Below are 24075 nucleotides of genomic sequence, written 5' to 3'. Positions count from 1 at the left end.
AGTGACTTCCCCGCCCTGAGTCTCGCTCCCCTCCAACTACCTGACAAGGGCTGGGGGCAGACTGGTGCCCATGACGCTCCACGCCGACGACTACCAGGCCCTGCGCTCCCGCTACGACTCCATGACCTACCGCCGCACCGGCCGATCCGGGCTCGATCTGCCGGCCGTCTCCCTCGGTCTCTGGCACAACTTCGGCGACGACGTGCCGCTCGATCGACAGCGCGCGACGTTGCGCCGAGCCTTCGACCTCGGGGTCACCCACTTCGACCTCGCCAACAACTACGGCCCTCCCTACGGCAGCGCCGAGCGCAACTTCGGCGCGATCTACGCCCAGGACTTCAAGCGCTACCGCGACGAGCTGATCCTCTCGTCCAAGGCCGGCTACGACATGTGGCCGGGCCCCTACGGCCAGGGCGGCGGCAGCCGCAAGTACGTCCTGTCCTCCCTCGACCAGTCGCTCGCTCGGATGGGCGTCGACTACGTCGACATCTTCTACTCCCACCGCTTCGACGAGACGACGCCGCTCGAGGAGACGATGGGCGCGCTCGACACCGCCGTGCGCCAGGGCAAGGCGCTCTACGTCGGCATCTCGTCCTACTCCGGCCCACGCACCAAGGACGCCATCGCGATCCTGCGCGAGCTCGGCACCCCGCTGCTCATCCACCAGCCGAGCTACTCGATGCTCAACCGGTGGGTCGAGGAGGACCTGCTCGACGTGCTCGGCGAGGAGGGCGTCGGCTGCATCGCCTTCTCCCCGCTCGCGCAGGGCATGCTCACCGACAAGTACCTCAAGGGCGTGCCGGCCGGCTCGCGCGCGTCGCAGGGCAAGTCGCTCTCGCCGAAGCTGCTGAGCGACCAGAACCTCAAGCACATCCGTGCCCTCAACCGGATGGCGAAGGCGCGCGGGCAGTCGCTCGCCCAGATGGCGCTCGCGTGGATCTTGCGCGACCAGCGCGTCACGTCGGTGCTCATCGGGGCCTCGTCGGTACAGCAGCTCGAAAACAGCCTCGGCTCCCTCGACAACCTCGACTTCACCTCCGAGGAGCTCGACAAGATCGACACGCACGCGGTCGAGGGCGGCATCAACCTGTGGAAGGGCTCCAGCAAGCACTGACCTCCCCCGGCATCCAGCCACACCCCACGCCGGTATGCCGCATGGCCGGCTCCCCGAGCCCGCACTCGTCCCGCACGGGTGCACCCTCGAACGGATCGACCCGTCTACGAGTCGCATCCTGCTCCGCCTAGCGGAGCAGGATGCGACGCGCGAAGGTCATGGAGCTGCGGACGCGGCGGATTCCAGTGGTTGTCGCAACACCCGTCGAAAGGGTGTTGTCAATGGTGGATTGCCGCGGGGCGCGTCAGGGGCGTCCTCCAGCACGTCGTGAGGTATGGCGCGGGTTCTGGGAGCTGACCCGGGCCGGGGCCTCGGTGGAAGCCGCCGCCGCCGGGGTCGGGATCACCCCGACGCCGGCGTGGCGCCACTTCCGCAAGGCTGGCGGGGTGAACCCGCAGCTGAAGCCGTTGTCCGGGCGGTACCTGTCGTTCCAGGAGCGCGAGCTGATCTCGGTCTGGGCCGCGGAGAAGGCCGGGGTGCGAGAGATCGCCCGGCGGCTGGGCCGGTCACCCTCGACGGTCAGCCGCGAGCTGACCCGCAACGCCCGGTTCGCGGTGCCCGGCCCGTCCGCGCCGCCGGGGACGCGCCCCTCGCCTCGGCCGTACCTGGCCTCGGTCGCCCAGGCCCGGGCCGAGGCCCGCGGACGGCGGCCGAAGCCGGGCAAGCTGGCCAGCAACCCGCGCCTGGCCCGGTACGTGCAGGACAAGCTGGGCGGGCCGTCCCGGTGGAGCCCGGAACAGATCAGCGCCACGCTCGCCCGGACCTTCGCGCACGATAAGACCATGCAGGTCAGCCACGAGACGATCTACCAGGCGTTGTACGTCCAGGGCCGCGGCGGGCTGCGCCGTGAGCTGGCCAGCTGCCTGCGGACCGGGCGCGCGGTCCGGCGCCCGAACCGCGACCCCGGCCAGCGCCGCACCCGGGTCCCGGACGAGCTGCTGATCAGCAACCGCCCGGCCGAGGCCGCCGACCGGGCCGTGCCCGGGCACTGGGAAGGAGACCTGATCATCGGCGCCGACAGCGGCTCGGCGATCGCCACCCTGGTCGAGCGGACCACCCGCTACACGATGCTGCTGCACCTGCCCGGCCGCCACGACGCGGTCGCGGTCCGCGACGCGATGAGCCAGGCGATCACCGCCCTGCCCTCGCACCTGTGGCGGTCCCTGACCTGGGACCAGGGCTCGGAGATGGTCGGCGCCCACACCGAGATCCGCGTCGCGACCGGGCTGCCGATCTACTTCTGTGACCCCCACTCGCCCTGGCAGCGCGGCACGAACGAGAACACCAACGGGCTCCTGCGCCAGTACTTCCCCAAAGGCACCGACCTGTCCACCCACACCGCGACGGACCTCCTCGATGTCGCCGCAGCCCTGAACGCGCGACCCCGGAAAACCCTCGGCTGGGACACCCCAGCCCAAGCCCTGGCCAAGCTACTCTCAACCACCAACGAGTCACGTGTTGCGACAACCCCCTGAACCCGCCCGCGGACCGATTGCTCTTTCGATCAGGGTCACCGAGCTGCGGCGCGGGTGGGCCGAGCGGGTCTCCGGTCCACAGCGGCGCCGCGCATCGGCGCGCACCGGGCCACCCGGCATACCGGCTCGGCTGTCTGACTGTCGATCAGCCGGCGGTCAGCTGGTCGCGTCGGCGAGCGCGGCCCACGTGTCGACCGCCTGGCTGAGGATCGCGTCGGCGAGGTCGGCGGCGCGCTCGACGTCGCGCTGCGCGATGGCCTCCGCGAGCGGCGCGTGCGGGAGCAGGTCGGCGCGGTCGGCGGCCAGCACGGGGTCCATCGAGTCGGGCCACGAGTCCACGGCGCGCTCGAGCGAGTTGAGCGCGAGCCGGAAGGCGAAGTTGTCGCTCGACTCGACGATCTCGCGCCAGAACGAGCGGTCGGCGTCGGGGTGCGCGTCGTCGCCGTAGTCGATGCAGCTGGCGATGATGCGCGCGTGCGACTCCGCGGTGCCGCGGCTCGCGGCGAGGCGAGCCGCCTCGCGCCCGATGGAGCGCCGCATCTCGAGGCCGTCGCGCACGATCGAGGGGTTGGGCTCACCCGCCACGTCGGCGAGGTGCGCGAGCAGGTCGAGGCCGGCGGTGGCGCGCACGTCACGCACCGTCGTGCGCCCACCGGGGACGATGCGCACGAAGCCCGCGTGCTGGAGCCGGTGGAGGGCCTCGCGCACGGAGTAGCGGTTGACGCCGAACGACAGGGCGAGCTCGCGCTCGGGCGGCACGTTGTCTCCGGGCGCGAGGCGGCCGGTGAGGATGGCGTCGCGCAGCTCGGAGAAGACTTCCTGCGCCACCGGCTGGCGGATGGCGGGCCCGAACCCCGATTGACTCACGGGGGGTGAGCCTGCCACCGGGTGGTCACATCTTCAAGTGCCTGCCGTTTCCGGGAGACCGGTGATATCCGTCGGCCGGGCGTGTCAACCTTCGAGGAGGACGAGCGACTTCTCCTTTGACACGGCTGTTGGTCGGAGGTGAGACGTGGTCACGGGAGCTATCCGCATGGATGCAGCGGCAACGCAGGAAACGCGAGGGACGCGAGAGCAGGTGCTGACCGGGCTCTTCCGATCGCACTGCGTCGAGCTGGTCCGGCTCGCCTACTGCCTGCTGGGCGACCGGGAGCGCGCGGAGGAGGCGGTCCAGGAGGTCTACCTCTCGCTCTTCCGTCACTGGCCACCACGCGATGAGCGGTCGGCCCTGGCCTATCTCCGCGCGGGGGTCATCAACCGCTGCCGCTCGGACCAGCGACGGATCTACAGCGCGAGGCGCGGGGAGCCCCTGTTGCGGGTCAGCGACGTCGGCGCCCAGGCCGGCACCGACGCGGCGACCGACGTCGTCGCGCGGGACGAGGCGAGCCGGCTCGCGGAGCAGGTGCGCGAGTTGCCTCGTCGTCAGCGGGAGGTCATCACCTGCCGCTACTACCTCCAGCTCACCGAGCGGGAGACGGCCGAGCTCCTCGAGATCGGGGTGGGCTCCGTAAAGCGCCATGCGCATCGTGGCTTGGCCACCCTGCAGTCGCGTCTGGAGGGATCACGGTGAACGACATCGAGCGCAGGGTTGCTCAGGGGCTGCGCGCCTATGGGGAGGGACTCGTCATGACGACGGAGGAGATCGACCAGCTCGAGCGCGGGCTCGAGACCAAGCAGAAGGCGTCCCGGAAGGAGCTCCGCCACAGGATCTGGCAGGGAGCCGTCGCCGCGTGCGCCGTGACCGGGGTGGTGCTCGGCGCGCTCGCCCTGCGCAGCGACCCCGCACCGCCGAACGTGCCCGCGGACTCGCCGGCGTTGACGACGACGGAGCTCGCCGGGATCTGGTCGTTCGACAGCTGGCTGTGGACCTTCCACTCGGATGGCAGGCTGACGCAGACCCAAGATCCCTACGATCCCGAGGCGCACCACTCGGACGACGCTGTTACCTACGCACCGGCGCCGGGCGGCTTCATCGAGCGCATCGCGTCGGCCGGCGCGGTCTGCGACATCACCTGGGCCGCGACGATCTCGCCTGAAGGGCTGCTGCGCGCCACCCCGACGACGGAGAGCAGTGCCGGTTGCGGGGCAGCCGCGCCGACCGACTCCAGTGCACCGGCGGAGATGTGGGAGTTCACCCGGGTGTCGCCGGTCTCGGTGGCAGGGGCCAACCTGGCGCTCCTGTGGCCGACCGCCGCGCCCGAGCCGGTGTCCGACCTGTCGAAGGTGCGTGGGACGTGGCTGCTCCGTGGCACGGACAAGGTGCTCTCGATTGACGACTCGGGTCGCTACGCCGTCCGGACCTTCGACTCACTGGACCAGCCGGAGCAGGCGGGCCGGGCGACCGTGACGGGTCCGGGGTCGCTCGTCTTCACACCTGCCAGTGGCCCCACGTGCACCGCTCACTACGAGCCCGTCACCTCACTGAACTCGACCATGGAGGCCACCCTGGCCGCCGGGAGCTGCTGGCGTCTCGGCGGGGGCAACGACACCTGGATCCGCATCAACTGAGGTCTGCTGGCCGAGGGGGCGTTTGGCCGTCACTCGTGGTGGTGGTGATGGTGGATCGGACCCTCGGTCGTCGCCAGCCGCTCGCCCTGCCCGCCCCAGCGCAGCGCGATGATCTCGGCGGCGATCGAGACGGCGGTCTCCTCGGGGGTGCGGGCGCCGAGGTCGAGGCCGATCGGTGAGCTCATCCGGGCAAGCTCCTCGTCGGTGAGCCCGGCCTCGCGGAGGCGCTCGAGTCGGTCGTCGTGGGTGCGGCGTGAGCCCATCGCGCCGATGTAGGCGACCTCGGGCAGGCGCAGCGCGACCTCGAGGAGGGGCACGTCGAACTTCGGGTCGTGGGTGAGCACGGCGATCACGGTGCGTCCGTCGACCCGGCCCTCGTCGACCTCGCCCTGCAGGTAGTCGTGCGGCCACTTGACGATCACCTCGTCGGCGCCGGGGAAGCGGGACTTCGTCGCGAAGACGGGCCGCGCGTCGCACACCGTGACGTGGTAGCCGAGGAAGCCGCCGACCCGCGCCACCGCAGCCGCGAAGTCGATCGCGCCGAAGACCAGCATGCGCGGCTTGGGGGCGTGTGCCGCGACGAAGACCCGCATGCCCTCGCCCCGCCGCTCGCCGTCGGGACCGTAGGTGAGGATCGCCGAGCGGCCCTGCGCCAGAAGGCCCCTCGCGTCGTCGCGGACGGCGTCGTCGGCGCGCAGGGAGCCGAGAGAGCCGCTGCCGTATGCCGTCTCCCACACGTGCGCGTCGGTGCCCTCTGCCGACCCGTCGGCCGGCTCGTCCTCGGCGTCGTCCTCTTCCGGGTGGACGACGAGGCGGCGACCGAGCCACGACGGCTCGGGGTGCTCGATGACGGTGACGACCGCGACGGGCCGTCCGGACTCGATGTCGGCAGCGACCTCGCCGAGCTCGGGGAAGGTCTCGTTTGAGACCTTCTCGACGAAGACGTCGAGGATGCCCCCGCAGGTCAGCCCCACGGCATACGCGTCGTCGTCACTCACGCCGTAGCGCTGGAGCACCGGCCGTCCGGACTCGACGACCTCCTGGGCGAGCTCGTAGACGGCGCCCTCGACGCAGCCGCCCGACACCGAGCCGACGGCCTCGCCGCCGGGGCCGACGAGCATCGAGGCGCCGGGCTGGCGGGGCGCCGAGCGCCACGTGCCGACGACGGTGCCGACGCCGACGGTCTCGCCGGCCGACCACCACTGCATCAGCTCGTTCATCACCTCACGCATGGGCGACCACCTCGATCAGCTCCTCGAACGTCGCGAGCGAGTGCCCGGCGACGAAGTCGTCGATGTGCGGCAGCGCCGCGACGATGCCCTGCTGCACGGGCGCGTAGCCGGCCTTGCCGCGGTGCGGGTTGGCCCAGACGACACGGTGGGCGAGCGCGGCGAGGCGGCGCATCTGCTCGCCGAGCACCTCGGGGCCCTCGCGCTCCCAGCCGTCGGAGAAGACAACGACCACGGCGCCGCGGGCCATGCCGCGCCGCCCCCATCGGTCGAGGAAGGCGCCGATCGAGTCACCGAGGCGGGTGCCGCCCGACCAGTCCGGCACGACGCGTCCCGCAGCGGCGAGCGCACGGTCGGGGTCCCGCTCGGTGAGCGCGCGCGTCACGTGCGTGAGGCGGGTGCCCATCGTGAAGACCTCGACGTGCTCAGCCCGGCGCACGAAGGCGTGGGCAAGACGAAGGAGGCTGTCGGCATACGGACTCATCGACCCCGAGACGTCGATGAGCAGGACGATGCGGCGCGGGCGGACGCCGCGGTGGCGGCGGTGGATGCGGCCCGGCTCGCCCATGCGGCGCAGCTGCTCGCGGAGCGTGGCGGGGCCGTCGATGGCGCCGGTGGACGAGCGCACGTGGCGGCGGGCCCGGCGCTGCGGGCAGCGCGGCTGCAGGGTCGCGAAGAGGCGAGCGGCTGCGGCACGGTCGGCGGGGGTGAGGCTGGCGACGTCGCGGTGGCGCAGCACCTCCTGGGCGCTCGCCTTGGCCTGCACGGTGTCGGCGTCGCCGTCGTCGCCGCTCTCACCCTCGCCGCTGTCGAGCGGTGCCTGCACGACCGGGGGACGCACGACATCTACGCGCTGGCCCGGCTTGATGGTCTCGCCGCCGAACCACCGCTCGAAGACCTCGTCGTATGCCGCGAAGTCGGCGGGCGTGCTTGTGAGAGTTGAGCGCCCGGCCCAGTAGACGTGCGAGCGCTCCCCGATGCCGACCGTCGCGACGGCGACGAGGAAGGTGCGCTCGCGGTCGGCGGTGACACCGACCCCTGCCGCGCGGAGGGCGCGGGCGAAGCCGAGCAGGAGCTCGTCGGGCGCCGGCTCGGCGGTGGGCCGGGCGTTCAGGGGGGTGGTGCCGGGGCTCATGACGCGCTCACGCGGTGAGCAGCTTGTCGAGGGAGGCGCGGATGCGCTCGGAGTCCTCGCGATATTTCAGGGCGGCACCGAGGGTGGCGGCGGCGACCTCGGCATTGAGGCGCGTGGCGCCGACGGTCTCGAGCGCGCGGGCCCAGTCGAGCGTCTCGGCGACTCCCGGGGGCTTGATGAGGTCGCCCGAGGAGCGGAGGCGCTGCACGAGGGTGACGACCTGCTCGGCGAGGGCGGCGCTGACCTCGGGGAGCCGGGTGCGCACGATCTCGAGCTCGCGGGCCAGGCCGGGGTGGTCGATCCAGTGATAGAGGCAGCGTCGCTTGAGGGCGTCGTGCAGCTCACGGGTGCGGTTGGAGGTGAGCACCACGAGGGGCGGGGTGGGGGCGCTGATCGTGCCGAGCTCGGGGATCGTGACCTGCCACGTGCTCAGGACCTCGAGGAGGAAGGCCTCGAACTCGTCGTCGGCGCGGTCGATCTCGTCGATCAGCAGGACGCAGGGGGCTTCACGGAGAGCCTGGAGCACCGGGCGGGCGAGGAGGAAGCGCTCGTCGAAGAGCTCGGCTTCTAGGGCCGCGGTGTTGGCCGGACTCGCGTCGTGGTGCTCGTCGCGCGCGAGTGCCTCGACGGTGCGCAGATGGAGGATCTGGCGCGGGAAGTCCCAGTCGTAGAGGGCCTGCGTCGCGTCGATGCCCTCGTAGCACTGGAGCCTGATGAGCTTGAGGTCGAGGGACTGGGCGAGGGCTTCGGCGAGCGCGGTCTTGCCGGTGCCCGGCTCGCCCTCGAGCAGGATCGGCCGGTCCAGCCGGGTCGCGAGGAAGGTCACCGTCGCCAGCGCCTCGTCCGCCAGATAGCCCGTGCCGCCCAGGGCGGTCGTGACGTCGTCGGCGCTGTTGAACAGGTGATCCATTCCCTGAGCATCACTCATCGGCGGGGCTTGGGGAAGCGGAAGTGCGTCTAGCGGGACGCGTCGAGCTCATCCGGCGTGTCGACAGAGTGAGATCCCCACCGCCCAGCGAGTGCTCCCAGCCATGCATTGCGTAGACGACAAGACGTGACTAGGTGGAACGTTGCAAGGCCAAACTGGCGCTGACGAAGGCGCACGAGCAAAATCATCTCGAGAAGGGGAGATACGCCCCACCATTGGTCCATTCTTGATAGAGCGTTATCGCAACAGCGCTCGAGAAGAACCATGCCAGACCTAGCACCCCAATGAGCGCAATTCGTGACCCATAGAGTTGATACTTGGTCTTGGGCGCCCAGTGCCGAACAAGCCATGACGGAGCCTGGTCCGGATGACTGCAGGCTCGCCTTGCGGCCGCGATTGCAGCGAGGATTCCGATCTGATGTTGAATGATGTTCCACATCACCACAACGATGAATAACACCGCGGATAGCTGGAGCAGGGTGAACAGGATTAGCGCCCGCTGCTCCGCGAACAGGACCTCAATTCCCTCAGTCTCAGCCACACTCTGGACTTGGTCATACGTTCCAAAGGGCGTGGTTCTAGTAGCAAGATGCCAAAGAAGAAGTGACGCGATGAGCACGGCAATCGTATTCAAAATCAAGCCCGCATTGAAACCCTTATCGCCCAGTCTGAAAACTAAGGCGGTGCTCACAATGGACATCACAAGGGTTACGACGATCGCCCCAGCCGTGAAGCCAAGAGCCCATTCGCGATACTTGAGATATAGGACGCAAACCAGAAACCCGCCGAGGATCCGAGCAATCAGTTTGGGCCAGACTTGATCATCCTCATCATCCTGGGAGTACTTTCCACCACTTGAGACTTCTGCACTTTGCGGCGGCGCATGGACAATAGTGGGCTGGGTGTCGCGCGCCGCGCCTTCGCAGCCGCAGCGGCGACACCACTGGTCGGATGCCACGACCCGGCAGGCCAGCACGGCCCGGTCAAGCTCGAGGCGTTGTCCCGTGACCTCCAGGCCGAGCTCGTCGAGGCGGACGAACGTGGTCAGGTCAGGGCGAGCAAAGGTAACGTCTCGCACGTCGAGGTCTTCTGGATGGTCGGTGTAGGAACCTCCATCATCGGAAGACCTCGACGCCTACCCAGCCACCACCCCCGCTACACCCTCAACTGTGATGAGCCGGTAAACACGACGGGAACACCGCCTCAAGACGCGTTCACTTGAGCCGCGGCGTACTGCTGCAAAGCCAAGACCTTCTCCTTGTCCACGTCGCCATACTGCAGGTTTCTAAGTGAGAACGCACAGATGGTGCAGTACAGATCTCTCTGTCCCACACGGACCTTCAGGGCCCACTCCCTGCATGCGCGGACAAAGGTTGGGTAGGGACAACCCGCAAGGTAGGCCTCCAGATCTGACCACCGCGAAAGATCTTGCGCCGATGGCCAATCGTGGTGGCGGAATGGTGAGTCGGGATGCATGAAAGCCGACAACTCGAGTGTGACAGCGTCTAGCGGGCTTGGCCCGAAACCAACCCGTCCATAGTCGATCAGCACGGGACGAAGCGAGTCGTCAACTAAGACATTGGCACCATGGAGATCGCCATGCTGAGAAGTCCAGACGGTTTGGACCCGCCTTTCGCCATGTATTGCCACTACGTCGTAAGCCCGGGTCACGTCCTCGTAGTCTTCATCGGCGATCAAATTGCGGCGAAGGTCCAGCCAGGACCGGTCTGACCAGGGAACCCCGTTCAACCAAGGCGAAAAGACTTCCGAGACGGTGCGAACTACGGCACCGGCCGCCTGCTCGTCCTCCCGGAGCACTGAAAAAATGTCGCGCCCGAAGTTGTCGGCCACACTATAGAAAAGGCCGGCAGAACTACCGCACCCTGCCATCACCTCATCACTAAGGTCAGTGTATGTAGCAGCAGCTAATCGCCCAGCGATATGGTTTCGGTAGCGCTCCTTCTCCTCAACCGCCCGCGAAACAGTAGTCAACTTACCTACTGCATGGGCCGTTTGAGCACCCCCTTGGCTTCGCACTGTTACAAGTCCTGTTTGGGCGCCAGAACGTCCCCCAGCCAGACCTCGATACTCGACAACAGATCCGGCTCGACGACGCGCGAACAGGCGGATAGCACGCCGGTAGGCATCGGAAAGATCTGGAGCGTACAGTTCGACCTGGTCAATCTGACGCAACTGCTCATTAGCCTCCCCGATGGCCTGAATAACGCCCTTGATGTTCGCCTTTTGCCAGAAGCGCAGCATCGGGCGCTCAGAGCCATCACCATATAGATCGACTTGTCGCGCTCCAAGCAACATATCTGAGACGACATCAACAGTGCCGAACGCGGACAGAACTATAACAGGAACGCCTGGACATTCTTCCTGAAGTCTTCTCAACACTGAGAGGCCGTGCGCAACTTCCTCGTCCACACCCCCGTGAGAGGTTGGAATCTTTAGGTCACATACGGCCAGATCAGCATTGATCCTGCCCTTATCCAGCACGGCCTCAGCACCTGAAAGGCTTGTCGCGACTGAGAGCCTCACCCCCTCCCTTTCACAGGCGAGCTGAAATATCTCGATGACACTGGGTCGATCCTCAACTAGCAGTACGTGCACTGTCACTCCGACCAATTGGAAAGGTGAGTTCAAGGCGGGTGACGGTTGAGTCACTCACCAACCTCAGATCGCCACTGAGCGCTCGAGCCGCCTCCGCGGAGAGGGCGAGGCCCATGCCCAAGTGGTCCTGCTTCGTCGACGTCCCCATATCGAAAAGGACTTGGGAACTTCCAGATGGCAACCCGATCCCATTATCCTCGACAGTGATCCACACCTCTCGATCGGAAGCTCCGAATAGGAGAACTACCTCGGTAGACCGATCAGATATCTGGGACACGGCCTCACAGGCATTCTTAAGCGCGTTGCCGACTATCAACCGCACCAAGCCTGGGTCTGTGGGGACGGTGACAGCAGTTGGGCCATCCATTTGTACTTCCCTATCGAAGTGTGCTCGTTCCGCCTCGACCACGTCACTGAGAAGGCGACGCAACTCCACATGCTCAATTCGGGGCGTATTGGATATCTTCCCCAAAGTCTCGATAGCGCGCAAGAGCGCTGCGAAGCGTTCTATATGTAGCCGCGTCTTGCTATTGGGATAGTCTGACAACTCATCCGCAGCGTAATACTCGATAGCACCAGCGATTGGCTCCAGTTCGTGTACGACAGTACGCGCAACTTTCGCTCGCGCAATGGCCGCCACGTCCGCCGATGACTCGCTCTCGTTTTGGCTCAAGTCATCTAGGTCCACGATCCGTGAATGCTTGTCACCTAGGCGCTCCAGAGCTGACTCTAAGGCTCGCCGAACCCAACCGACGGGCTCGGTATTCATATGAGAGCGGAGTAATGGGATATCGATCGGCAATGCCCAAAATTGCAGATATCTGGCGCCTGTCAATCGCTCAGCCGCGACCTCGCTGCCGAGCGCGCTCAGCGCCTCCTCTCGCATCATGCCCGCCGCTCCCCCGCACCGTAGAACTGCACGCGTTTAGCGAAAGCGTCCGCACCGCCCTCCATTAATTCACTAATGGCACGGACAACGTTAGCATCGAGCAAGGGTCCCCCATGACGGACATATCCCCGCCTGCCATCACTCTCGAGGACCAGCACCAAACCGGCATCCCCCAACACGGGGATATTGGCATTATGCGTCGCCACAATCGTCTGAGCCCCCCGATCCGAACGCGCGACTAGCGTCCTCACTGTGTTATCTACAAGGTAGGCGTTGTCAAGATGATCCTCAGGCTGGTCGAGGAGGAGTGTGCGCTGCGCGTCAGAAAGCAGGAGTGGAAGAACCACGGCACATCTCTGACCCGTGGACAATTGCTCGCTGTCTCGATAATCCCGACCGACCAGCAATGAGAAGTGCACCAGATCATCTAGCTTGGCGGTCAACACTCGCCCCAGGCTCTCAGCGTCTGCCAAGAATGTCGCCAGTTTCTCGACACGTGAGCTGGTGATTTCTCCCATAATGGCCAGCCTTGCCGCGTCCCCATCCTCAACTGCCGAGACGAGTTCTTGTGGACTCAACCTGTCGGCCAGCCATTCCGCCAATTGATTGTATTGCAGACCACTACCTCGAAGAGCGCTTGCCAGCGCGCCTATATATCCACTACGATTACCATAGTGTTCCATTTCAATTCTTATGCGCGGTCGAAACTGGGAGTTCAACCGCTCAGCGGCCGCTAGACGTAGACTCCAAAGTTGTTCTCGACTCTGATCTATCAGATCCATTATGGCCTTGCGCTGTGCAACTATTTGAGACAGTTGCGAATCGAGTGCTCGAGCTCGGTCTACGCTCTCTTCAATAGCCTTGAGTTGCTGTTCCAGTTGCGCGGTTCTTTGCGCCGCCGCCGCCGCTCCCACCTCGTACTCGTCAAAGTTTCGGCGCACCGGACGCATCTGATCGTTCAGGCGAGCAATTTCGGCGCGAGCGGCTGAAATATCAGCCTCGATGTCTTCCTTTAACTTGGCGAGCGAACGCGATACGTGCTGCTGTTGTTCCACAACGCCAGCGACGCGCGTCGAATACATCTCTGAACGGCCGCCATGAGATGTCAGCGTGGCTCTGGAAGCCTCGAGCGACTCCGCGGACGCATGGGAGCTCGATAGGAGCTCCTGAAGAATTTCATGAGACTCCTCAAGCCCAACAACGTGTCTCGTCAACTGCACGGCGTGAGCCGTCGCCGAGGCCAATTGCTGGCGCAATGCCGCGGCTTCAGCACCCGCGCTGCCAATAAGTGAAGCTTCTTCTGCGCGGGCAGAGGATAGGTCCTTTTCAATTGCGGGGCGAACCAGCTCCTGTTGACGGAGGTTCTCTCGCTGCTGTGATATACCCCGCATTTGCGCTGTCAAAGACTGCGCTTGGGCTCCGTATCGATCGATAACTGATTCGACAGTTCTCGGCTCTATGCCCGCGTGGGCGTCGATGAGGCGCAGTCTGCTACCGGGGTCGAGGCCAATGCCTTCCAGCTCGTTTTGACCCAGCATCAGTGGCGGGTTCGTGGAAGGGACAAGATCATTTACCGCCTGGTCCGCGGCAGATCGTCGAAGAGTCAGGCGCTGACCTGCGTCGACGAAGGTCACGAGCACTTGGCCACCAGCAAGGATCGCCTCCGCATGCTGAGTCGCCGCCGCCGCCCGACGGTCGTCCACGTGTTGCAGGCGCAGCGCGTAGCGGATCAGCTCGAGGATGCTGGTCTTGCCCACCCCTCGCGCCCCAATGATGACGTTGAGGCCAGGCGAGAAGGTTATGTCCAGACCATCGAGGAATCCTTCTTCGACCTGCAGTCGTTCGATCCACATACCCACATCATGTCGGACCTCGCCGTCAGGCTCCCCAGACATGCCGGTGCTACCCAGCCGCAGTCAGATGGCAGGGTGAGAGCGAAGGCGTCGGACTCGCGAGGCTGCATGCATGTAGTTGAGGCATGTCGGGGAATCTCCGTTGGGGTGTGCGGCCGCACTGACGGCGCCGGGGTGCAGCCGGACTGCCCCCGCTCCCCCTACGTACTGCGCCGGTACCTACGCCTTTAGGGCGCGGTGATGACTCGGCTCGCGGGTCTGGCGCCACTCATTTGAACCGTTATGACTGTCCAGCCAAACAGACCGACCCGAACGTTCATAGCCGTATGCCTCCCCGAGTGACAGCGTCCCGAGGCTCACGACTGTCATCCCGGCGGCTGACGCCCGATCCAAAATGGCCAAGGCCGCAGCGGCTTCCTCTAGGCCGATGACTTGGCCGACGAGGTTGGCTGGGCGGGGGGTGCCGTTGTCGATCAGGGCGAGCATTACGGGGTAGTCGCGGGCGGCATGCCGTGGGAGCCGTAGATCTCAAGCTCCTGGGAGATGACGAGGTCCATCGGGAGTGCGGGGTCGACTTCGGTCCGAGCAGCAATCCCGCCTGCACGTGTCGGCCACGGCGGCGCAGGCTGCACACCGAGCCCACCGCCAGCTCGGGCGAGCCGAACGCGTCGATGGAGACGTGCGCACCGCCACCCGTGACCTGCCGGATAGCCGCCACGACGTCAGTAACGTCGCCAGCGTCGACAATCGCAGCAACTCCCAGCGCCGAGGCCCGCTCCCGCGCAGCCGGATTCACGTCGACAGCAACGACCCGCGCACCGAGAGCCAAACCGATCATCACCGCAGACAACCCGACCCCGCCACAGCCATGCACGGCCAACCAATCGCCAGCCCCGAGCCGCCCGTGTGTCGTCAGAGCCCGGAACGCCGTCGCTAACCGGCACCCCAGCGACGCCGCCGTCACGAAGTCGATCGAGTCCGACAGCCGCACAAGGTTCGTGTCGGCTCCGTGGATCGCCACGAGCTCGGCGAACGACCCCGGCCCCGTGAATCCCGGCTGGGTCTGGTCAGGACACACCTGCGCCTCGCTGGCCAGGCATCACGAGCACGCACCACACCCACACACGAACGGCACCGTCACCCGGTCACCGACGACCCAGTCACGCACCCCAGCCCCCACCGAAGCCACGACACCGGCCAGCTCATGACCGGGGATGTGGGGCAACGACACGGGGCCGTGCCCCTTCCACGTGTGCCAGTCCGAGCGGCATACGCCCGTCGCCTCGACGGCGACGACCACACCGCCGGGAGCACACGGAGGCTCGGGCACGTCCGCAGCTCCGGCATACGCCCGCAGTCGCCGTGGGCGACAGCCATCACGACGCGCGCGGGTCCGTCAGGACGTCGCGCCACGAGTGCTGCGGCTCGTAGCCGAGCAGACGACGCGCCTTGTCGATCGAGTAGAAGGTCTCGTCGCGCCCCATGGGCCGCCGCAGCTCCACCCCGTCATAGAAGCGCTCGCGCACCTCGTCGGTCGTCGCGGCGACGGACATGTCGGCATTGGCGACGTTGAAGACCTCGAAGCCGAGCCCGTCGACCTCGAGACACCGCTGCACCATGAGCCCCAGGTCGCGGGTGTCGATGTAGGCGAAGATGTTGCGCCGCCGCAGCGCCGGGTCGTCGAGGAACGGCGGGAAGAGCTCGGCATACTCGTGCGGCTCGATGACGTTGTTGATGCGCAGGCCGTAGATGTCGGCGCCGGTGCGGGCCTGGAAGGAGCGCGCCGTCACCTCGCCCGCCACCTTGGACATCGCGTAGGAGTCCTCCGGGACCGTGGGGTGCTCCTCGTCGACCGGCACGTAGAGCGGTCGCCGCTCACCCTGGGCGAAGCAGACGCCGTAGGTCGTCTCCGACGACGCGAAGACGATCTTGCGCACGCCCAGCCGCGTCGCGGCCTCGAGCACGTTGTAGGTGCTGAGCACGTTCGTCGCATACGTCTTGGCCTCCGACGTGAGCAGGATCGCCGGCACCGCGGCGAAGTGCACGACGGCGTCGTATGCCGGCTTGGCCGCAAGCTCCAGCTCCTCGAAGCGCGCCAGCCCCGCCAGGGCGGAGTACGTCTCGCCGACGTCCGTGAGGTCGACCGTGAGGTCGGAGACGTCCGGGTGACGCAGCGGCACGAGGTCGGCGTTCGTGACCTGGTGACCCTGCTCGGCGAGGAACGTCGCGACGTGCTTGCCGGCCTTGCCGCTGCCGCCGGTGAAGAAGATGCGCATGCGTCGATCCAACCACCGGTGCGCCCTGCGGCAGCGGACCATCCGCCTCGGGCTACGGCAGCCGGACGGCGACCACCTGAGGTCCGAGCTTGGCGGCGTCGAGAGCGAGCTCCTGCGCCCACGGGTGCTCGTCGGACGTCTGGCCGCCGAGGTCGACCCGGAAGCTGACGACACCGGGTGACCGCACGACGTCGGCCGACGCCGCCTTCGCGTTGAGCATCGCCTGCACGCGGTCGGCGGCACCGGGGCGCACGCTGATGACCATGCGGTCGGACGCCGCCGGCGCCGACGTCGCCCGGGGGGCAACCGTCCGAGCCTGCACCGACGCTGACGGGTCCGGCCCGACGATGGCGTTGAGCAGCATCTTCACCGTGCCGCCGGTGAACGCGCGGTAGTTGGGGTCGAAGCCGAACATCACGACCCGGCCGTCACCCACCTTCTCGTCCACGACGGCAGACTTCCCGTGCAGCTGCTCCTCGCCCTCGGCGAACCCCGAGATGAACCAGTCCGGGTCACCCGCCGCCGGGTAGCGCACGGGCGTTGCGCCCGCAGCAGCCGTCCAGACGAACTCGTACTCGTACATCGCCCACGCGGTGTCGCCCACGCCAGCAGCGAGAGGGCTCGCCGGGTCGACCTCCACCCGGATCAGCGAGCCGGGGATGTCGGAGGTCGCGGCCGTGTAGGACGCGGAGGTCAGGCCGAGCCGGGTGGCCAGACGTGAGCTGTCTCGCAGGGTGATGAGGCGGCCGCCGTCGCGGACCCACTGGTCGAGGGCCGCCCGCCCGGCGGCGCCGAGGGCGTTGGAGGCCGTGGCATCAGAGCCGTTGGGCACGACGAGCACGTCGATGTCGGCCAGGGCGCCGGCAGCGATCTGTGCCGCGGTCAGGTCGGTGAAGTCCAGCCCGACGCGGTTGTCGAGCCACCAGCGCAGCCAGCCGGCGGACTCGATCGAGCCGGTCGCGGTGGCAGACACCTGCCACACGCCCAGCCGGGGAGCCGCACCGGTCACCGCCGAGGCGGGCTCGGCCTGCAGGGCCAGGGGAGCGGCCTGGGGCTTGAGGTCTGCGCCGGAGCGACCACCCGCGATGTTCTCGAGCAGCGGCGAGCTCCACGCCGTCACGTCATAGAAGTAGGGGAACGGGACGTAGGTGTCCTCGTTGAGCATCGCCTGCACCCAGTGCTTCTGCCCCTGGGCCATGGGGATCCAGTAGGTCCCCGCCGGCATCGTCGTCGGAGCAGCGGGCCGGCCGTAGGCGGTGTAGTCGGGCACCGAGAGCGGGCGCACGAGCCGGTAGACCTCGACGTCCATCCGCTGGAGCCGCCGCACGACGCGCTGCACCTCCTCGGCCTTGGCCGGGTCGTCGGTGCGCAGGAAGTAGTGCTTGATGGTGATGTCGGGCACGGGGTTGGTGATGGCTGTGCCCTCCCAGTAGAGCTGGTTGGGCTCGAGCTCCCCGGCCACGCCCTGCTGATAGGCCTTGACGTGCTCGGCGCGCCACTGCGTCAGCAGCTCGTCGTCCTTGGCGCCCGCCGCGCTCAGCGTCGCCCAGATCGCGACGTACTGCTCCTGCACCCGCTGCGCGGTCGGGTCGCCGTTCGCCTTCTCGAAGGTCATCCCGGCGGCGTTGAAGCCCGTGGCCGGCACGGTGTCGCCGTAGCCCATGTAGAAGAGGTCGTAGACGTCACCGTTGAAGAAGGGGATCGAGAACCGCCCGAACGCCTCCTGCATCGACGTGCCGTAGAGGTTGTAGATCCAGTCCAGCGGCGTCTCCCCGATGTCGTGGTAGACCGGGTCGGCGTTGGGCGGGAAGAAGTAGGTCGCGCGCCCCATCTCGTGCGCGTCGATGAAGAGCTGCGGCGGCAGCTTCCGGAGCATCTCCACCTTGCCGTCGGTCTCGGGCTGGGTCCGCGCGAACCAGTCGCGGTTCATGTCGAAGCCGTATGCGTTGCGCCGGGTGTCGGCCTCGCGACCGTCGGGGTTCTGCGTCGGCAGCACGACGACGATCGCGTCGTCGAGGATCTCCTGGGACGCGCAGTCGGTGCGCGCAGCCAGTTCGTAGAGCACCCGCAGCGCGGCGTCGGTGCCGCTCTCCTCACCACCGTGCACGTTGCCGGCGACCCAGAGGATCGACGGCATCGAACGGATGATCTGGCGAGCCTGCGCCTCGGGCGTGCGGGCGTCGCGCAGCCGGGCGAGGTCTCGACCGATGCGGTCCAGCCCCGAGGGGGTCACCCACTTCTCCTGCCCGACGACGGCATACCTCAGGGGGCGTCCCTCGACCGACGTGGCGAGCACACCGTCGACGACCTTCGGGCTCGCCGCGGCGACGGCGGCCAGGTAGGAGTCCGACTCCTGCGTCGTGACGTCGCGGTCGCCGAGATCGATGCCGATCACGTCGCGCGCGGTGGGGACGCTCGCATCCAGCGCCGGGGCGGTGAACGGGTCACACGCCGCTGCCACAGCCGACGAAACCCCCGACGCAGCCCCCGGCGGTGACGCCGGCCGTGCCCCGGCGCTCGGGGCAGTGACGAGCAGCGCGGCTGCGAGCGCCAGCGCGGTCAGCCCGCCAGTCAGTCGGACCAGGTGAGCAGTGCCCCTGCGGTGCATGACAACCCCCATCGAGCGGACGGGAAAACCTGAGAGTTCACTGAACCACCGAGCGGAGAAGTCCGTCAATGGGCCCACAAGGCCGGACATACCACCAGATCTCGGACACGGGCTCGGCGACGCGCCTGCCCGCACCCCGCTAGAATCAGTCACGCAACACCCTGTCCTCTCGCCAGGACGGGGTGTTGTTCGTTGCTCATCGGTCTCGGCCGCACTGCAAGGCACGCACCGTGACCGGCGGACCGTAGGCTCGAGGGGCCAACTGACCGCCCACCAGCCTTCGGCTGGCACCCACTGGCCTTGACCAGCATGCCGAGGAGGCACCGTGTCTCAGACTTCATCCCGGATCCGGACGATCCTGCCGACGTCGAGTCGCACCGCACTGGGTGCGACCGTCGCCACCGGTCTGCTGACCGCACTCGCCTCGGCGCCCGAGCGCATGAGCCGGCTCCTGCGCGACCGCTACCCGATGGTGGCCGTGACCGGCATGACCGGCGTCGGCAAGAGCCAGCTCGTCGACCGGCTGACGCGACGCTCCTCCGACGAGGCCGTGGCCGAGGTCGGCTCGGCCGTCATGGAGCGCCGGACCCGCCGCGGCGCCAAGCTGCACGGCTTCCGCTTCCTCGTCGTGCCGGGCGACAACGCCGCCACGCGCCTCGGCGCCCTCGACGAGGTCTTCCACGACCAGCCGGTCGCCGGCGTTATCCACGTCGTCGCCAACGGGCACGCGACCCCGCGCCGCGCCGCCGGCACGACGGGCGTGGCCACCTCGACGCGCGAGGAGCAGCTCGCCGCGGAGCTCGAGGACTGGACGATCACCTCGCACCGCATCGCCTCCATGGCGGTCCGGCGCAACAAGCCGATCTGGCTCATCATCGCCGTGACGAAAACCGACCTCTACCCCGACGACGTCGACGAGGTCGTGCGCTACTACTCGCCGGGCAGCGGCTCGCCGTTCGCCGAGCGGGTCGACGCCCTGCGCGCCCTGGCCGGCGGCGCCAAGCTCTCGATCGACGTGCTCCCGGTCTCCAGCCAGGGTGGCGACCGCAAGTCGCCCCTTCCCGAGAAGCGCGCCGGCGCCATGGTCGACGCGCTCGCCGACCGCTTGGGCCAGCTGAGCGGCCACGCCTGAGCCATACTCGGGGAGATGCCGATGCCCACCGGTGACTTCCAGCTGACGATGGACGAGCTGCGCTCCGTCGCCGCGTATGCCGTGTCGTGCGCCGAGCCTGTCCTCGTCCTCTTCGAGAGGGCTGAGCCGGACGACCCGCGCCCGGCGGCAGCGCTCGACGCAGCGCGAGTCTTCGCCGAGGGTGCGCCCCGCTCCCGCCTCCAGCGGACAGCCGCCACCGACGCCCACCGCGCGGCGAAGGAGGCGTCGACCGAGCCCGCCCGGCACGCAGCGACCGCGGCAGGCGATGCGGCCGCGGCGGCATACCTCCATCCGCTGGCGACGGCGACGCAGGTGCGTCACATCCTGGGAGCGGCGACGCATGCCGCCCGGGCCGCTGAGCTCGCTCGGGGCGACGACCCCGTGGTCGCGGAGTACGTCCTCACCGCCGCGGCCAAGCGAGCCACGCCCGTCGTCCTCGACGTGCTCGGTCGCTACCCGCGAGCGCCCCACGGTCGCACCAGGATCGCGGCCCTCATGGGCCGTCTCGACAGCCTGCTCCGCGACCCGCCTCCGACACCCCGTGTCGTCGACGACCCGGGTCCGTTCTTCCACGGGACGAGGGCCGACGTGGCGGTCGGCGAGCTGCTGACGCCGGGATGGCGCTCCAACTACGGCTCCGGTCGCCAGTCCCGGCACATCTACCTCACGGCCAGCCGGGAGGGCGCGCCGCTGGCTGCCGAGCTCGCCCGCGGCGACGGGCCGCCGCGCGTCTATCGGGTCGAGCCGGTCGGCACGATCGAGGACGACCCCAACGTCACCGACAAGCGCTTCCCCGGCAACCCGACCCGCTCCTATCGCACGACGGAGCCGCTGCGCGTCGTCGAGGAGGTCGTGGGCTGGGAGCCCCCGCCGCGGGAGCTGGTCGAGCACCTCCGCGAGCGCCTGGGCGAGCTGGCCGAGCTCGGCATCGAGGCGATGGACGACTAGCCACCGAGCGACGAAGCGGCGAAGCCGGACCACGGCGTCAGGGCAGCGGCGCACCGAGCAGCGCTCCAAACACGCCGAACTCGACCGATCTTGCGCACGGTCCCACCCTTGGTAGCGTCGACATCGCCTACCTGCCTTCTCGTCGACGTGCTCCGCCCTAGGCTCCCTCGACTCGCGCATCACGAAAGGCACCTCATGCGCCACAGGCCTTCGCCCGGACCCGCCCTGCTGGTCTTCGTGCTCTACCTCATCGTCATCGTCGGCGTCTCGAAGCTGCTCGGCGCCGACTACGACGACATCGGCAAGACGGCAGACGCGACCCTCAAGGGCGCCGTCATCCCCGTAACCTGCTCGTCGGTGCTCGTCGCTGCCGCCACGAGCTATCTCGGCTGGTGGCGCCCGGCGCTCTACGACCGGGAGAAGGCCACCTCGCGCCTGCCGTGGATCGCCGTGGTGCTGGCCGTCATCGGCGTCATCCTCACCGCCCTCAGCACTGTGTGGTCCAAGCTCGACGTCAGCGTCGTCCTGCTCGTCGCCGTCGCCGTGATCCTCGTCGGCTTCTCGGAGGAGCTGATGACACGCGGCCTGCTGCTCACCGGCTTCCGCGGGCGCTTCCGCGAGGGCATGGCCTGGTTCCTCAGCAGCCTCTGCTTCGGCCTCATGCACGCGTCGAACGTCATCAACGGTCAGGCCGTCGGCACCACCATTCAGCAGGTCTACACGACCTTCATGGCAGGCACCCTGCTCTACATCATCCGGCGCGTGACCGGCACCCTGATCTGGGCCATGGTCTTCCACGCCATCTACGACTTCGTCTCGCTGAGCTTCTCCGCCAGCGGTGGCACCGGCTTGGCCGCTGCGGTCGTGTTCGTCGCCAACATCGCTGCCGTCGCGCTGGTCTACTTCGCCATCAAGCACGCTCGCGAGGGCACGGGCGCCGACCGGGGCGTCGCATCGGACGCCGCCGCCCAGCCCGCCTGACCTCGTGAGCACCGTCACCTACGTCGTCGCCCTCGCCGTCGGCGCGTGGGCGTCGCCCGACTGAGTCAGGCTCCGTCCGACCGCAGCCGGCCCAGCTCGGTCGGGGTGTCGGCGTCGCGTCCGGTCGCGAGGTCGCCGCACTCGATCAGGTCGTGCGGGTGGCTGCGGAAGTAGCCGCGCGCGCCCTGGTCACCACCGGCCTCGCGAGCCACGGCCTCCCAGTGGTCGCGCCCGATGAGCGCTGGGTGGCCGGGCAGTCCTCCGTATGCCGCCCGCCGCAGCTCGCGTCGCCAGTGACCCGGGGTGCCGGGCTCGGCCGGCGCCGCGGAGTCGAGCACGCGGGCGACGACATCCGGCGTGACGTCGGGCAGGTCGACGAGCGTCACGAGCACGGCCTCGGTCACTCCCTCGCCCTCGTGGGTGGAGGCGGCCAGCGAGGCGAGCCCGGCTCGCAGTGACGCGCCCATGCCGTCGTCCCAGTCGGGGCAGTGGGCGATGGCGACGTCGCGCCCGAGCGACCGCACGAGCGTCTCCACCTCGGCGCCGGCTGCGCCCACAACGACGGTGACGCCGTCGCAGCCTCCGACCGTGAGCAGGTCGACGGCGCGCTCGACGAGGGTCGGCTCGTCAGGGGTCACGCGCAGGAGCGCCTTGGGGCTACCCATCCGGCGGCCGGCCCCGGCCGCGAGCACGAGCCCGCGCACGTGGGGCACCCGGCCGTGGCGGTGCAGGGCGGTGAGCTGCGAGTCGGTCGGCTGTTGGGGCAAGGTCACGGTGGCGACGCTACCGCGCCCCCCACCAGCCCCGACAGCAGTCAGGAAGTGGGCACTCGACTTTGGCTTGGTCGAGTGCCCATCTCCTCACGACCAGAGCCGAACCCACGCGGTGACCGTCGGACCCACAAACCGCGTCCCAGGTCCGGCCGTTACGCAGGGACCGTCGGGGCGGCAGGCACTTTGTGGGTCCGGCCGCCCGGCTCGAGCGGGCGTCGGGAACTGGGCACTCGACTTTGGCTTGACCCGAGCGGGCGTCGGAAACTGGGCACTCGACGTCGGCTTGGCCCGAGGGGGCGTCGGGAACTGGGCACTCGACGTCGGCTTGGCCCGAGGGGGCGTCGGGAACTGGGCACTCGACATCGGCTGGGTCGAGTGCCCATTTCCTCACGCGGCGGGGTCAGCCAGTCGGGGGGCGCCAGGCCGGGTCGCGGCCGATGAAGCCGAGCAGCCGGTCCTGTGACGAGGCATGGTCCGAGACCGGGACGGCCGGGCCGTACTGCCCCGACGCCCTCATGAGGTCCTCGATGGGCTGCATGCCGGCCAGCATCTCTGCGCAGGTCGCAGCGTCGAGGGTGTCGTCCTGACCCGTCGACCGGGCGAGGTCCCACGTGTGCAGGAAGGCGTCGGCGGTGTAGAAGCGGTCGGTGGCCTGGTCGACGGGCAGATCGCCGGTGTGCGGGCTGGAATACATCCCGGCGGCCGCAACTGGGTCATCGAGCACGGCCTGGACGGCGGTCGCATGGGTCTCCCAGGCAGCGACGGGGTCCTCGTCGACCGACGGACCGCGCTGCAGGCGCACGTCGCTGCCCGACTCGAGGAAGCCCGGGAACCACTCGACGAGGTGACGCACGACGTCTCGCGCCGCCCAGTCGGGCACGGGCGTGGGGGCATCCCAGTCGGTGACACCCCGGACGAGCTCGGTGAACCGGCCGGCGACGGCCCGGTGTCGCTCGGCGGGATCGGAAGGCAAGGAGGACACGGTCGCCATGAGTTCACAGCGTACACATGGGGTGGCTCAGGAGACGGCGGCTTGCACGAGAGCCGCAACCTTCTCCTCCACGGCCGGGCTCCACCTCGCGACGGCGAAGGAGGCGGCCCACATGTCGCCGTCGTCGAGGTTGGCCGCGTCCTGGAAGCCGAGCGTCGAGTAGCGCGTGTTGAACTTGCCCGCTGCCTGCAGGAACACGACGACCTTGCCGTCGGCGTTCGCGTAGGCGGGCATGCCGTACCACGTCTTGGGCGTGAGGTCCGGGGCGTTGGCAGTCACGGTGACGTGCACCCGCTCGGCGATCGCCCGGTCCTCCGGCGGCATCTCGCCGATGGCGTCGAGCACGGCCTGCAGCCCGTCGGCCTTCTTGGCCCCCTTCCGGCCCTCGGCGCGGAGCTCGGCTGCGCGCGCCTTCATCGCAGCGCGCTCCTCCGCGGTGAAGCCGTCAGACGTCGACGGCTTGGACGTCGCCCCGGCCTTCGACTCAGACGTCGACTCGGTCTTGGCCTTGCTCGTGGGCATGGGCGGCATCCTCTCGACACGGCAGGGTCGGTGCGGTGCCGACCTCAGGAGTCAGGCTAGGCCCACGCGACCACGA

The 24075-nt window shown here is 68.3% G+C and carries 19 protein-coding genes and 2 pseudogenes; 7 read left to right on the top strand and 14 right to left on the bottom strand.

The genetic code is table 11. The features are described from left to right. The first annotated feature begins 70 nt into the window (after window positions 1-70). Complete coding sequence (gene mgrA, locus LG278_RS01725; RefSeq protein WP_404390307.1) at window positions 71-1114, top strand: L-glyceraldehyde 3-phosphate reductase; 1044 nt, start codon at window positions 71-73, stop codon at window positions 1112-1114. A gap of 221 nt (window positions 1115-1335) precedes the next feature. Then, window positions 1336-2589 (top strand): IS30 family transposase, encoded by a 1254-nt coding sequence (locus LG278_RS01720; RefSeq protein ID WP_404393509.1) that lies wholly within the window; start codon window positions 1336-1338, stop codon window positions 2587-2589. A gap of 156 nt (window positions 2590-2745) precedes the next feature. On the opposite strand, the gene LG278_RS01715 is transcribed toward LG278_RS01720, so the two are convergent. Further along, entirely contained in the window at window positions 2746-3456 is a 711-nt protein-coding gene (locus LG278_RS01715; RefSeq protein ID WP_404390305.1) for a FadR/GntR family transcriptional regulator, read from the bottom strand. A 166-nt stretch (window positions 3457-3622) separates the two neighbouring features. Between LG278_RS01715 and LG278_RS01710 the strand changes: the two genes are divergently transcribed. Together LG278_RS01710 and LG278_RS01705 are read left to right on the top strand one after the other, a co-directional pair. Then, window positions 3623-4159 carry an RNA polymerase sigma factor gene (locus tag LG278_RS01710; protein ID WP_404390303.1) on the top strand — a complete coding sequence of 179 codons (537 nt, stop codon included), beginning with the start codon at window positions 3623-3625 and terminating at the stop codon, window positions 4157-4159. Further along, complete coding sequence (locus tag LG278_RS01705; RefSeq protein WP_404390301.1) at window positions 4156-5097, top strand: hypothetical protein; 942 nt, start codon at window positions 4156-4158, stop codon at window positions 5095-5097. The genes LG278_RS01710 and LG278_RS01705 overlap by 4 nt, the downstream gene beginning before the upstream one ends. Before the next feature lie 29 nt (window positions 5098-5126). Here LG278_RS01705 and LG278_RS01700 read toward each other — a convergent pair whose 3' ends face one another. From LG278_RS01700 to LG278_RS01655, 10 genes and pseudogenes are all read right to left on the bottom strand, one after another. Next, window positions 5127-6329 carry an XdhC family protein gene (locus LG278_RS01700; RefSeq protein WP_404390299.1) on the bottom strand — a complete coding sequence of 401 codons (1203 nt, stop codon included), beginning with the start codon at window positions 6327-6329 and terminating at the stop codon, window positions 5127-5129. Further along, window positions 6322-7461, bottom strand: coding sequence for a VWA domain-containing protein (locus tag LG278_RS01695; RefSeq protein WP_404390297.1), 1140 nt, complete (start codon window positions 7459-7461; stop codon window positions 6322-6324). The genes LG278_RS01700 and LG278_RS01695 overlap by 8 nt, the downstream gene beginning before the upstream one ends. Window positions 7462-7468: 7 nt before the next feature. Next, window positions 7469-8371 (bottom strand): AAA family ATPase, encoded by a 903-nt coding sequence (locus LG278_RS01690; protein ID WP_404390295.1) that lies wholly within the window; start codon window positions 8369-8371, stop codon window positions 7469-7471. 919 nt (window positions 8372-9290) lie between these two features. Then, window positions 9291-9467 (bottom strand): annotated as a pseudogene (locus tag LG278_RS01685) (ISL3 family transposase); the annotation flags it as partial. Window positions 9468-9592: 125 nt separating this feature from the next. Further along, on the bottom strand, window positions 9593-11005 hold the full coding sequence (locus tag LG278_RS01680) for a response regulator (RefSeq protein WP_404393507.1): 1413 nt from the start codon (window positions 11003-11005) through the stop codon (window positions 9593-9595). Further along, entirely contained in the window at window positions 10986-11372 is a 387-nt protein-coding gene (locus LG278_RS01675; protein WP_404393505.1) for an ATP-binding protein, read from the bottom strand. Before LG278_RS01675 ends, LG278_RS01680 begins: the two co-directional genes overlap by 20 nt. 518 nt (window positions 11373-11890) lie before the next feature. Beyond that, the gene (locus LG278_RS01670) at window positions 11891-13747 is read right to left on the bottom strand and encodes an AAA family ATPase (protein WP_404390293.1); all 1857 of its coding nucleotides are present in this window, start codon (window positions 13745-13747) and stop codon (window positions 11891-11893) included. Window positions 13748-14098: 351 nt separating this feature from the next. After that, window positions 14099-15124: pseudogene (locus LG278_RS01665) on the bottom strand (alcohol dehydrogenase catalytic domain-containing protein); the annotation flags it as partial. Then, window positions 15124-16023: an NAD-dependent epimerase/dehydratase family protein gene (locus LG278_RS01660; RefSeq protein WP_404390291.1), complete on the bottom strand. Its 900-nt coding sequence runs from the start codon at window positions 16021-16023 to the stop codon at window positions 15124-15126. The pseudogene LG278_RS01665 and the gene LG278_RS01660, both read right to left, overlap by 1 nt. A gap of 52 nt (window positions 16024-16075) precedes the next feature. Next, a complete protein-coding gene (locus LG278_RS01655) occupies window positions 16076-18418 on the bottom strand; it encodes a M14 family zinc carboxypeptidase (protein WP_404390289.1) in 2343 nt (780 codons plus the stop codon). Window positions 18419-18956: 538 nt separating this feature from the next. Here LG278_RS01655 and LG278_RS01650 point away from each other — a divergent pair. The 3 genes from LG278_RS01650 to LG278_RS01640 all read left to right on the top strand — a co-directional run bounded on the left by LG278_RS01650 (window position 18957) and on the right by LG278_RS01640 (window position 21713). Beyond that, the gene (locus tag LG278_RS01650; protein WP_404390287.1) at window positions 18957-19763 is read left to right on the top strand and encodes a hypothetical protein; all 807 of its coding nucleotides are present in this window, start codon (window positions 18957-18959) and stop codon (window positions 19761-19763) included. A 15-nt stretch (window positions 19764-19778) separates the two neighbouring features. After that, the gene (gene arr, locus LG278_RS01645; RefSeq protein WP_404390286.1) at window positions 19779-20732 is read left to right on the top strand and encodes an NAD(+)--rifampin ADP-ribosyltransferase; all 954 of its coding nucleotides are present in this window, start codon (window positions 19779-19781) and stop codon (window positions 20730-20732) included. Window positions 20733-20927: 195 nt separating this feature from the next. Beyond that, a complete protein-coding gene (locus LG278_RS01640; RefSeq protein WP_404390284.1) occupies window positions 20928-21713 on the top strand; it encodes a lysostaphin resistance A-like protein in 786 nt (261 codons plus the stop codon). Window positions 21714-21778: 65 nt separating this feature from the next. On the opposite strand, the gene LG278_RS01635 is transcribed toward LG278_RS01640, so the two are convergent. From LG278_RS01635 to LG278_RS01625, 3 genes are all read right to left on the bottom strand, one after another. Then, window positions 21779-22486 (bottom strand): NTP transferase domain-containing protein, encoded by a 708-nt coding sequence (locus tag LG278_RS01635; RefSeq protein WP_404390282.1) that lies wholly within the window; start codon window positions 22484-22486, stop codon window positions 21779-21781. Window positions 22487-22886: 400 nt separating this feature from the next. Beyond that, window positions 22887-23477 carry a TIGR03086 family metal-binding protein gene (locus tag LG278_RS01630; RefSeq protein ID WP_404390280.1) on the bottom strand — a complete coding sequence of 197 codons (591 nt, stop codon included), beginning with the start codon at window positions 23475-23477 and terminating at the stop codon, window positions 22887-22889. 27 nt (window positions 23478-23504) lie between these two features. After that, entirely contained in the window at window positions 23505-23999 is a 495-nt protein-coding gene (locus LG278_RS01625; RefSeq protein ID WP_404390278.1) for an iron chaperone, read from the bottom strand. Window positions 24000-24075: the final 76 nt, after the last annotated feature.

It is taken from the genome of Humibacillus xanthopallidus, assembly GCF_044793955.1.
Classification (GTDB): Bacteria; Actinomycetota; Actinomycetes; order Actinomycetales; family Dermatophilaceae; genus Humibacillus; species Humibacillus xanthopallidus_C.
The sequence above is the reverse complement of the archived record's forward strand: the minus strand, read 5'-3'. Positions and strand labels throughout refer to the sequence as shown.